Annotated in this window: 8 protein-coding genes and 1 pseudogene; 3 read left to right on the top strand and 6 right to left on the bottom strand. The window is 34.9% G+C overall.

The features are described 5' to 3' along the window. From E1171_RS17535 to E1171_RS17520, 3 genes and pseudogenes are all read left to right on the top strand, one after another. Positions 1-574: DUF4249 family protein (locus E1171_RS17535; protein WP_155207357.1), on the top strand; the 574-nt coding region annotated here is incomplete at its 5' end. 53 nt (positions 575-627) lie between these two features. Further along, positions 628-1596 (top strand): annotated as a pseudogene (locus E1171_RS17530) (DUF4249 domain-containing protein). Positions 1597-1721: 125 nt separating this feature from the next. Continuing rightward, positions 1722-4130 carry a hypothetical protein gene (locus E1171_RS17520; protein WP_155207354.1) on the top strand — a complete coding sequence of 803 codons (2409 nt, stop codon included), beginning with the start codon at positions 1722-1724 and terminating at the stop codon, positions 4128-4130. 209 nt (positions 4131-4339) lie between these two features. On the opposite strand, the gene E1171_RS17515 is transcribed toward E1171_RS17520, so the two are convergent. From E1171_RS17515 to E1171_RS17490, 6 genes are all read right to left on the bottom strand, one after another. After that, positions 4340-5614 carry a M16 family metallopeptidase gene (locus tag E1171_RS17515; RefSeq protein WP_155207353.1) on the bottom strand — a complete coding sequence of 425 codons (1275 nt, stop codon included), beginning with the start codon at positions 5612-5614 and terminating at the stop codon, positions 4340-4342. 129 nt (positions 5615-5743) lie between these two features. Beyond that, a complete protein-coding gene (porV, locus tag E1171_RS17510; protein WP_155207352.1) occupies positions 5744-6955 on the bottom strand; it encodes a type IX secretion system outer membrane channel protein PorV in 1212 nt (403 codons plus the stop codon). A gap of 27 nt (positions 6956-6982) precedes the next feature. Then, positions 6983-10462 (bottom strand): type IX secretion system sortase PorU, encoded by a 3480-nt coding sequence (gene porU / locus E1171_RS17505; RefSeq protein ID WP_155207351.1) that lies wholly within the window; start codon positions 10460-10462, stop codon positions 6983-6985. 162 nt (positions 10463-10624) lie between these two features. Next, positions 10625-10876: a phosphoribosylformylglycinamidine synthase subunit PurS gene (purS, locus tag E1171_RS17500; protein ID WP_155207350.1), complete on the bottom strand. Its 252-nt coding sequence runs from the start codon at positions 10874-10876 to the stop codon at positions 10625-10627. After that, the gene (gene pssA, locus E1171_RS17495; RefSeq protein ID WP_155207349.1) at positions 10873-11568 is read right to left on the bottom strand and encodes a CDP-diacylglycerol--serine O-phosphatidyltransferase; all 696 of its coding nucleotides are present in this window, start codon (positions 11566-11568) and stop codon (positions 10873-10875) included. The genes purS and pssA overlap by 4 nt, the downstream gene beginning before the upstream one ends. 137 nt (positions 11569-11705) lie before the next feature. Continuing rightward, positions 11706-12350 (bottom strand): MBL fold metallo-hydrolase, encoded by a 645-nt coding sequence (locus E1171_RS17490; RefSeq protein ID WP_155207348.1) that lies wholly within the window; start codon positions 12348-12350, stop codon positions 11706-11708. Positions 12351-12430: the final 80 nt, after the last annotated feature.

The raw sequence follows: 12430 nt of genomic DNA, 5'->3' as shown, positions 1-12430 counted from the left end.
TATGAAAGTGGTGATTTATGATAAAAGAGAGCTTTATAGTGAACATGGAATTTTTTACGAGGAAACGGGGACGAGTTTTACTATAAGCCTTAAGGGGGCTTCTGCTCCTACGAACTATTTTCAAATCAAATGGAGATTGAATGGTATAGATCATGTTGATGAGCCTTACTACTGGAAGGATTATGAAGTGACAAATCGGTATATTAATTTATTGGATATAAATAACTTGACCGAAGAAGAATTACAAGCCAATGAAATTGCTTTTATTCCTGTGCCCATAGTTGTGTTGGAAGAAGGGGAGGATGAAAATAAGCCTGAATTCTTTGAAAGTTTTGAATTTATTGGGGAAGTTCATTCCTTAAGTAAGGAAAATTTTGACCTTTTGGAGCAACTAAAACAACAAAATGAATTTACAGGGGGAGTTATGACAAGCACTCCAGTCCAACTTCGGGGAAATGTTCGTAACATAAGGGACGAGAATGAGTTGGTACTAGGCTACTTCGGTGTTTCAGCTGTATCGGAGATAAAAGAATTTGTTAATAGGAAGAAAATATTAGTAAAAACCTCTCAGTAGAAGTATGGGGAGTGTTTGGGGGGGAAGCTTAACCGAGGAATATTTGAAGGAGTATGATATTGCTTTTCGGGTTCTTAATTCATAAAGTGAGGTTTTTAATGATGATTTTTATTAATAGGAAATATTTACTAATAATCATTCATATTGCTATACTAGGGTGTGTGGGTCAATGTATTAGTCCAATGGAGCTTTCCCCAGAGGAGCCCACCTCTTATTTGGTGGTAAATGGAGGTATTACTAATCTCCCGGGGCCTCACATAATTGAATTAAGTAGGCCTTTACAATATGATGATGGAATTGTCTCAAAGTCTTACAAATTATCAGCGAAAATTCACTTAGAAGATGATTTAGGAAATCGGATCCTCTTAGAGCCCTATAAAACAAATTATTATGCTACTCCAAAGGATTTTAGAGGTAAGATAGGGAGAACCTATACTTTGAATATTAAACTAGCCGATGGAAGGAAATACAGCTCTCTTCCTCAAAAGTTAGAACCATCTATGGATCTTTTGAGGATAAAAGTAGATCATTTTGCAAAAAAGGAAATGTTTAGTGATAATGGATTTTTTGTAGATCAGGAAGGAAAAAAGTTTTCATTAAAACTGGGTGAAGAAACATCCTCCAATAATTATTATCAAGTCAAATGGATGTTAAATGGATTGAGTCCAGCTAATTCAACTTATTGGAAGAATAAGGAAAGAAGGTACAGTAATATTACCTTAATTCAATCAGGGCAATTAACAGGTGATTAATTAGTAGATTTTGAAGTTGTTTTTCTTCCCAATTCAATTGGAGTAGTAGAAAATTTTGAATTTATAGCCGAGGTGCAGTCAATTAGCACTGAAGTCCATGAGCAGTTGAAAGAGCTAAAGAAACAAAATCAAATTGCAGGTGGGATTTTGACCGCCACTCCCAATCAAATTCAGAGTAATATAAAAAGCTTACAAAATGAAGGTGAGCTGGTATTAGGTTATTTCGGTGTTTCTGGAGTAACCCAAAAAAAAGAATTAGTTTTCAGGTAGGTAATTATTTATTTATTTACATTTTTGTTTAGTCTATTGGTCTTCCAAGTTGACATGAATGAAAAATTTTTACTAGTTATATTTCTGCTTTATTAGGAATTAATTAATAGCTTTTTAGTTTGAATATGAATAAAATAGGAGTTAAGATACTTTTTTTTCTAGTTGCAGTAACTGCTAAACTAGGAGTTTTTGCCCAAGGAAATTTACAATCTGAAAATGGGATTGATTTTCAGAAAGCCTTTGACGAATACATTTTTTCCACAAGGCCGGAATTAATTTATTTGGAGTTAAATCAACCCTACTTTGTTACAGGGGACCAATTGTCATATAAAGCCTTTTTCTTAGATGGTATTTCTCATGCTTTATTGCAATATGATAATTTATTAAATGTTGAAATATTATCTCCCCAAGGAGAAAGAGTTTTATCACATAAGGTTAAACTTGAAGGAGGGGTTGCTAATGGGAAATTTCTTTTGCCTGAAGATTTAAATGAAGGAGTTTATACCGTTAGAGCGTTTACTAGCTGGATGAGAAATTTTAATAACTCTGGTTTTTCTCAGCAAGTACCAATTTACAGCTTGGATAATAAAGGAACTTCAGAAAATTCCCCTCCCACTGATAAAGAAGAAATTTTTCTAGAATTTTATCCTGTAGGGGGACAACTAGTAGAAGGAATCCGATCTATTGTGGCCTTTAAGGCTTATAATGAAAATGGTAAGGGGGTAAATATAAATGGAGAAATAAGAGATCAAGAAGGCAGACTTTCAGGTAGATTAAGTATCACCTCCCCTGGTGAGGGAAAATTTGCTCTAAGACCCCAAGAAAATAAAAATTATCATGTAGTTATTTCAAATCCTAAAGGAGGAGTGGAAAAATTTCCCTTACCTCCTATAGTAAAAGAGGGAATAGTTGTACACACATCTACTTCAATTAATGATGAGATTGCTTTAAGAATTTCTTCCAATAAACAAGGACCAGAAAAAGTTATTCTTGTTCTCAGGTCAAAAGAAGGAGTTTTACACCAATCTGTAAATACCATTTTAGGGGGAAACCTTTCTTTTAAGATTCCAAGCAAAGACCTACCTGAAGGAATTATCCAAATAGATATTTTTGATTTGAAGGGGATTTTAAAAGCTTCCAATGGAGTACTGCTTGAGTCAAAGGGAGGCAGTGTTGGTATGACCACAGACAAAACGACTTATGGGAGGGGAGAGAACATAAAATTAAGCCTATTGATTCAAGATGCTAAGGGTATACCTGTAAAAGGTAATTTATCCTTGAGAGTTAGAAAGAAGCAATCGTTAAACAATCCTTGGGGTGATGTCTCTAATATTCAGGATTTTTTACTTTTTAATGCTTTTCAATCAAAAAATGGAAAGAGAGCAAAAGTATCTCTAAAAGATAAAAACAAGGTTTCTGGTAATCTGGATCCTCAAATGTTGGTACATCTTTGGGAAAAGACTTCTGTGGATAAATTAATAAATCAGAATATTCCTTCTCCTTCTTTTGGGAAGCGGCAGGCTTATCTCACTTTGGAAGGAAAAGTTTTAGAGAAATCAACAGGGAGACCAATTAAGGGGGAAGAGTTTGCAGCGGCTATTTTGGGGAATTTTCAACTCTATAATTTTTCTACAGATAATGAAGGTGAATTTTCCTTCCCTATATTTAATTTTCAAGGAAAAGAAAATCTCTTCTTTTTTCCATTAAAAGACAACCTCAATAAAAAGGACTTATTGATTTCTTTAAATGAAAAAATTCCCTCTACTGGGCTTTTAAATGATATACCTCTACCTTACTCAAAAGAGATAGAAGAATACATTAACCAATCAAAATTAAGAAGAGTGATGCAAACGGCATTTGGGTTAGATAATAATAGTGAAAATCTTGCTCCAAAATACTTATTTATAGAGGATTTCGACAAAAAGTTTGTTTTGGATGAATACTTTTCCTTTGACACCATGAGAGAGGTAATAATTGAAATATTGGAGGGTGTATCATTTAAAAAAGAAAGTAATGGTCAGGGAAGGATTTATTTATACGATTGGGATAATAAAATCTTATTTCAAGGGGAGCCATTAATTGTTATTGATGGAAAGCCTAGTTTTGACCCTAAATTTTTTACTGGAATGGATCCGGCAGAAATAGAAGAGGTAAGATTGCTAAATTCATCCGAAAGTTTAGCTTCTTATGGACAAGCAGGTTTAAATGGAATTCTAACTGTGAAAACTAAAAGTGGAAATTTTGGTCATGAGGATCTAACTTATATAAAACAAATAGACGGTTTTTCCTTTAGTGGGGGAAGAGAAGAAAATGCTTTTAAAGAGATAAAAGAAAATCCCAACGATAAAATTCCTAATCTAGGGCCTTTAAGATATTGGAACTCTGAGTTAACAACTGATTCGGAAGGAAAAGCGCAGGTGTTATTCAATGCTGGAGATGAAGTTGGAGAGTATATTGTAGAGCTTCAGGGGATTTCAAATGAGGGAAAACCAATCGTTTCAACTTATACCTTTATGGTAGGGGAAGTAAACTAGGGATATAATTTTACCTTTTATTAGGTAATAGGGATTATAATTTATAATCCCTATTCCAATTATCCTCTCAAATAAGAATGTTATTTTTAGAATTTGACCTAGAAAAAGGATGTTATTGATTTCAGGTTCTATGATTATTTAAGGTGTATAACTCCTATTTATTTGGATGGTCTTTTTGTAATAGTTTACGCCTAATTATTGAATGTTTTTTAGATTCCTCCAACAATCACTTCCAACATGCTTTCCTTATTCAAATATCTTCCGGCTAATCTACGAATTGTCTCCGCATCAACTTCCTTAATAGATTGAATATAGTTTTTATAAAAGTCGTAGTTAAGGTTATTAAAATAAATGGATTTGAATTTATCTGTAAGAGCAAAAGGGGTGTTTATACTGGCTAGAAAAGATCCTAACATATAATTTTTGACTGTTTCTAGTTCTTCGGCTTTTATAAGTTCAGTTTGCAGTATTTCAATCTCCTTGTATATTTCGTTGATCGTATTTTTAGTAAATTCTTTTTTAACATCTGTTCCTATAACGAAATATCCTTGATGCTTTAAAGTGACCACATTTGAATGTATCCCATATGTATAACCTTTTTCCTCTCGAATATTTCTCATCAATCGGGAGCCAAAATAACCACCTAAAATTTCATTTACTAGCATTAAAGGAGCATAATCCTTGTGAGCTTTAGATATGTTCAATTGATTCCCTACCCGAATGGAGGATTGTAAACTTTCTGTTTTTTCAATCAGTTGATGTTCTTTTTTTGTATTTATTATCCTTGGAAAGGAACCTAGTTTTACTGGATTTAATGTTTTTTGTCCAAAAACCTTCTCAATAAGATTAATTTCTTTCTTTGTTACATTTCCCGAAATGATTAGCTCAAAGTTATTGGACATAAAATCCTTATAAAAATTCATCGCATCATTCCTATCAATTTTGGCTGCCGCTTCTTCGTCCAAAATTCTACCATAAGGATGTTCGGGACCAAAAAGCGTTTGTCGAAAACTTTGAGTGGCTACCACATTGTTTTTTTGCTGATTAATGCGGATGTTTTGTATTTTTATTTCTTTTAGGGAATTGAATTCTACTTCCGGAAAAATGGAATCAGAGATAAGTTCTTGGAGAAAGGGTATGAGGTTCTCCAGGTATTTATTGAGAGAATAAAGGGTAATAAAAGTATAGTCAATGCCAGGTTCAAAATCGATAAAAGCTCCATATTGATCAATGTAATTTGCAATTTCTTCCGCTGAATATTTTTTGGTACCCTCATTTAACATATTTGTTGCAAAATAAGAGATGCCATTCTTGTCTTCTCGCCAACTGCCGGCTGAAAAAGCTATTTCTAGTCGGACTACGCTTTGATCTCCTGCATTTAAATAATGTAAAGGAATTCCATTGCTGAGGTAGGAAGTTTTGACTTCTTTCAGTTTAATATCTTTTATAGTCTGCTTTTCTGGAGCCTTTGTTCTATTTAACATTTCTTTGACTATTTTGGGAAATGAGTTTGAAGAAAATAATAGCAAAAATAAAAAAAGATGTGTTTAAAAAGGTTATGGAAACCATTTAAACACATCTTTTTAGAAGAGCTTTTAATTTGGTCTTTTAAATTAGTCTGTTACCGAAGTTTCAGAACTTTTTAGGTTATCCAGGTTAAAACCAAGGGTGAAGCGTAAGGTTTCTGCCAGTGGGTTTCCCTGTTCCTGAGGAATCAAGTAAGCTACATCTAAACCAAATACTTGATATTTTAAGCCGATTCCTAAAGTGAAATATTTTCTATTTCCTTTTTGGGCATTTTCCCAGAAATAACCTGCTCTAGCAGAAAACAATTCATTGTACCAATATTCTATTCCACCTGCTAAAGTTATTTCTTGCATTTCTTCTGCAAAACCACCTGGGGCATCTCCAAAGGAACCAAATATTCCGCTAAGTAATGGACGGTTAGGGTCTTTTCCTTCTTCAATTTCTCCAGTATCAATGTCGTAAATTGGTGGAGTAGGAACTAACAATTTATTTGCATCAATGGAAATGGTTAATTTATTGAAATCATCAAGTAGAGCAGTATAAGCGGTTCCAAGTTTCAAGTTGGTAGGAATGAAATCTTTTCTTTCAGAATCCGAATAAGTGATTTTTGCGCCTATATTGGTAATTGCTCCACCAAAGGATAATTCAGCGGGTACATTTCCTACAGAAATATTAGTTATATAATAAGCTCCAATATCTGCGGCTGCAGTAATGCCTGTTTTAGTATTAGGGTTGCCACTAGAAATGTCACTAGACAGGCTGGAATAGATGAACCTTGTGCTTACCCCCAGACTAAGTCTTTCACTAAGCTTTCTTGCATAAGTCCCATCAAAAGCAAATTCCCTAGGCATATAGGTATCTAGGAAGTTTCCTTGATCATCTGTGAATTGGATATCTCCTAAATTAAAATACCTAAGTGAAAAGGCAATGGTTTGTTCATTATCAAGTCTTTTATAACCTGATAAATAGTATAATGCCATATCGTTAATACCCAAACTCGTTAACCATGGAGTATAAGATACGGCAGCTCCTATCTGGTTTTTAATAAAGGCATATTTCGCAGGATTGAAATGGGCGGACGCTTCATCTGCTGAAGTGGCCACTCCAACATCTCCCATTCCCGCAGCTCTTGCTGTTGGTGAAATTGTCAAAAAAGGAACTGCAGTAGATACAATCCGATCACCATATTGCCCAGCAGTTTCGGAGGGATTAATTGGGTCAGGATTTTGGGCCCTAGCAAAATTTATGGAGAAAAAAAGAATACTAAGGGTGAAAAAATATTTAGCGGATTTATTCATAGTATAGTTTGTTTTAAGGTAAATATACTAATTTATTAATACCAGTTTTCCGAATGCATGATTTTTTATGTTGTTTTCCAGGTTTGTCACAGATATTTTATAGATGTAAATTCCTCGGTTGACTTTCCCACCAGATTGTCTGTGTCCGTTCCAACTAATTTCTTTTACATTAGCAGGGCTCTGGAATATCGTTTGCTCAATTGAAGTTACTTTGGTTCCATTCATCCCAAAGATTTCAATTTTCACATTCAGGTCTTTTCCTGCCATATTATGTTCAAAGGTAAATTTGGTTTCTTTACTAAAAGGATTTGGGAAATTGTATAAATTTTTGATGAGCAATTCTCCTTCCTTTACTACAATAAATTCGATGTTTCCCTCTGTGGAATTTCCATGAATATCTCTGGCTTTTACATTAATTTCATGATGCCCCTCTTCCAATCCATTTAAAGGGTAGCGTACCCAACCTTCTTTATAGGTATCAATGTCACTTTGGTAATAATCATTTAATATGAAAGTTTGGGTGCCATCAAGAGTAGCTGTAATGTCTTGACCAATAGCTGCTGAGGAGATGTTTATGCCCGATTCATCAGAGAGTTTAACAACCAATAAACTATTAGGTCCAGTAATAGCCCCCTCTACAAAGGAACTGTCATTCATGAAAATACTCATCTCAGGAGGGGTGTTATCAGCCGGGGAATCTGTACTACCACCTACCAAAATGCTTGTATTAGCACCTCCTGCATCATTTATCCCTTCAATTGGGGATGCATAGAGGTTGATTTTCCCATTTCCTAATTGATAATCAATGTTTTTGGGGACAATAAACTGAAACTCAAATTCCCCATTCTGAATACTTGCTTGTCCACGAAAAAGGGCATTTTTGTGTTCCTGATAGTACATCACCGGATTATCGCCAAAACCAAAAGTAGATAATGTGGTTTTTTTGTCAAAAACTGAGGCATCAAGGATTCCCTGGAAATCAGTTAATTTATTACCTTTTTGATCGTTAATCTCACCCTTTATACTGACTTGTTTTAGGGCCTTGAGAGTATCGGCCTCTTCAATAGGAAAATTATTAATAGTTTTTAATTTAATTTGGTTAAAAGGAATAGCTAAAGGCAGAGAGGGATCTCCTAATAATGCAAAGCTTCGTTTTGAAATATCATTGCGGTTGTTATTTTTTGCCTTTCGAAATACATCCCCAAGAAGCATATTTCCTTGGTTAAAGGCTTCACCCAATGCTGAATAAAAGGCTGTACTTAATTGAAAATTTGAAAATGCCTCCACTGGCCGAGTAGTAGTAACCGTAGCAACAGCTCCTCCTTTGGGGTTCATTAATAAAAACTCAGCGCCAGATTTTCTGGCAGGGTCTGGATCATCATAACGACCAAACTCACAGGTGGCTGTGACGAAAATTGGAAGACGGATCATGTTTTCCCATTCCATGATCATCGAAATGGTCAGTATTCTCTCATCTGACCATAAAGTTTCAGACCCATGCCCAATGTAATTGACCATAAAGGCTCCCTTTTCAATTGCTTGATTTAAAGCAGTATTTAATTCAGGAGAGGTTCTGCCTGAAGGACCAGAAACCTGAGGAAAGGCATCCAGGTAAAGTTTATGAACATTTAGTTGGGGATAGTTGGTATCGATGATATTGGTAAGGAACTCTGTATCTTCTTGAAACATATTATTCCCGTGTTCAACATCATCATCTGCCACAAAATAAATATCGTTTCTCCATTTCCCCAGGCTGTTTTCATTGGAACTATAGCCAATTACTTTATCCACCATTAATTTTGCTTCTTCAAGGGTGTTTATTGGAAACCTACCAATGCCTATATCCAGTGTTTCTTCCGGGCCCAAATTTTCTTCTACCCACTCGCCTTCATGTGCTTCCAAAAATCCATAATAATCATCTGATGCGTAGGAATTTACAGGATGCAGGGATTCTCTGGATTCGTAGGTGGGAACAAAATTAGAGTACTCAGCTATTCTATTTTTAAAATCATAAGAAGCATCCCCAAAAAGTAATAAATATTTTAGCCCATCGGTGTCAGGGGCCTGCTCATAAAGAAATTTGACAAAATCTCTTATGGCTGTAATATCCTGGGAACCAGATGAGAATTCATTGTATACCTGATCTGGAGTAACAATCAATACCTTTAAGCCTTGATGGCTTCTCCGATAATTAGCTAATCGCTTTGCCTCCGACCAGAATTGGGGATGTACTACAATTAATAGGTCAGGTGGAGATTGGGCGTGCAGGTTTTGATTACTTATTTTTTTAATAAAAAGGGGAACCTTATAATTCTGCGGATTAAAAGCAATAAACTCTTTAAATCCTTCTGTTGAAGTTCCAAATTTTCCCTGACTCTCATTTAAAGTGAATTCCTGTAATTTGGGTATTGCCGGGTCACTTATATCCCAAATCATGCTATTAGCATTTACATTGTCAATTAAAAAGGTGGAAGTAAGATTCTGGTTTTGCTGTAAAGACCTAAAAATCGTTTGATCTACGTATAGTTGTATTTTTCGTTTGAATTGGAAAAAAAGATAATCAAGATAAACAGCCGTATTACTTGCTCCTTTGCTGTTGAGTTTTATATTTAGATCAAGCTGATTTTCGTTGATATTAATTTGATTTGTCTCAATATTAAAGGATTTTTTTAACTGGGTTGCTTTTGAAGCATATCGATAACTTGATAAAACCGGTACTTCGATATCCTCCATATTGTATCCATTAAGGCTTAGTTCAATTGCCGCTGGGGTATCATATGCTCTTGCTGCTAAGGAAACAAATAACTGGAGATTTGAATTGGATAATATTCCGCTTACGTTAAAATTGAAAATCTTATTAGGGTCATTGCTAAAATCCTCGCTATACCATTTTCGTCCCGATCCTGCTCCTCCGCTTAAACTCCTTAAAAAGTTGATATTCTCCTTTTTGTCCGAAATATAGTCATCATAAGAAGTAATAGTTGGAAAATCATTTCCAGCATTTTCCTGTTTTTGTATACGTAAACCATTTTCATTTCCTATATGTAAAAAATAGAAAGTGGTGTCACTGTAAATGTTTTTCTGAAAGGAGAATTGGTTTTCTTCTGGGTCAAAAGTATAGGTATCCGGTCCTTGTCCAAAAAATAAAAGGTAATCCTGATTGTCAAATTTCCCATTTTCTTCTCCCTCCAAAAAAATGGCATTTTGCAATAGGTCTTGTGGGCGTTCAACATCATTTCTTTGGGGAAGCATTTTTCCACCATTTCCCCAGAGACTAATCTTTTTGGGATCAACTTTATCTACATTTATCCCCATTGATTTTAAGAATTCATAATCAATTTGGTAAATGCCATTTTCGGTGACAGCAATTTTGTACCAGTCCCCATTGGCAAGGACAGAACTTTTTACTACTTGGGCTTTTGCAGAAAAGGAAAAAGTTAAATAGACGAATAGCACTAAAAGTGCAAGAACAAAAGGTGGAAAATCCCGGCTATCATAGGAAGGCATGGGTAGAAACTAATAAGGTGTTTTTTGATTATTTAGCAAAAAGACTCCTAATAATGGAAATAAAACTAAAAGTCTAATTTACTTAAAAGCGGGATTAAAAAAAAGAGGAGCGAATTATTGCTCCCCTTTTTTGATTTATTTTTTAATTAAAGAAAAAAGTCATCAAAGTGCTGTAACCTTATAGGTATAACCTTCCATTATAAGATTGGCCAATAGTTTTTTACAAGCAGTTTCCACCTTTCCTTCTGCTTCTTCCTGATCGGTAGCTTCCAGTTCCAGGCTAATGTGTTTCCCGATTCTGACATCTTCTACCTGGTTTAGTCCTAGGTTTACCAATCCTAGTTTTACTGCTTTTCCTTGAGGATCAAGTATTTCCTTTAATGGCATGATGTCAATTTCTGCTCTGAATTTCATTTTAAAAGATATTTGTCAACAATAGATAATAGTATGTACAAAAGTATTACCAATGGAATCGCTTCAAATTTAAGCACAATAAACAGGAAAACTGAAGCGATTACCAAGATATATTTCATTTTGTTGTTTGCCCAGCTGGTATCTTTAAATTTTAGTGCTAGTAATTCCATATCCATTACCATAAAATAGCTGAAAACCAAGGTGATGGAAAGTAGGCTGTAAGGGTTGGTGATAAATTCTTTAAGGAAAGGGCTATGGTTTAAGCTTAGAAATGGTAGCCCGCTAATGAAAAGGGCATTGGCTGGTGTAGGTAAACCATAAAAAGATTCGCTTTGGCGTTCGTCTACATTAAATTTAGCCAATCTTAGGGCAGAACATACTGCCAATAAAAAAGCAAAATAAGGAAACAACGAAGGGGTTTGGGCTCTTTCCAACAGGGTAAACATAATAACGGCAGGCAAAACACCAAATGTTACCATATCGGCTAAGGAATCTAATTCTTTACCTATGGCTGAAAATGATTTAGTGGCCCTGGCTACTAACCCATCCAAAAAGTCAAAAATTGCAGCCATCCAGATTAAATAAGTAGCGTGGCGCAGATCAAAACCCTTAAATACAACTACCACCCCTATGCATCCGCAAAGCAGGTTAAGTGAGGTTATAAAATTTGGAATATGTTTCTTTATGGTCAAAATAAGTAAAAATTTAAAATGGTAATTAAAAATGGATGATTAGGAAACGGAAATTCCATATGCCAAATGATTGGGGTTTGACTGTTAAGTGCTATTCCCCCACTTGGTCAGGTGGTATAAATCCATTGACCATATTTTTATTTTACAGCACAAAATGGATTGTGGTGTTTTTCATGACCTATAGTGGTCGTTGGACCATGACCAGCATATACTGTTATTTCATCTCCTAAAGGAAATAATTTTTGTTGTATACTATTTATTAGAGTATCAAAATCACCACCCGGTAAATCAGTTCTGCCAATACTATTTTGGAATAGAACATCTCCACTTACAAGCATCTGTTGTTTTTGGTTAAAAAAGGCAACATGACCCGGAGCATGACCGGGCACAAATAGAATCTCCAACTCTGAATTTCCAAAACGGATCTTATTTCCTTCTTCAAGAAAGCTTTCAGCTACGTTCGTTTGGTAATTGGGAAAGCCATATTGAGGAGCATAAACTTCTACAGATTTTAGGGTGGGTGTATCTGAAGGGTGAATAGCCAATTCCACACCGTAAGTATCCTTAATAAATTGGTTGCCTAACACATGATCAATATGACAGTGGGTATTTAATAATTGAACCACTTTTAATTCTTTGTTAGAGATGAATTCAGTTAGTTCCTGTTTTTCATGATTTTCATAACAACCCGGGTCTACCACTATACATTCTTTGGTTTCATCAAAGAGCAGATAGGTATTCTCCATAAATGGATTAAAAGTAAAAGATTTTATTTCAATCATTGTCTTTTGTTTTTCCTGTGGAGGCAAAATCTGTGAGACCTTTTAGTTGAATTTTAAATCTAAGATTTATGGAAAGATTA

It is taken from the genome of Xanthovirga aplysinae (assembly GCF_009711365.1).
GTDB classification, from domain to species: domain Bacteria; phylum Bacteroidota; class Bacteroidia; order Cytophagales; family Cyclobacteriaceae; genus Xanthovirga; species Xanthovirga aplysinae.
Note: the sequence above shows the minus strand (reverse complement) of the source record. Positions and strands in the feature narration are given on the sequence as shown.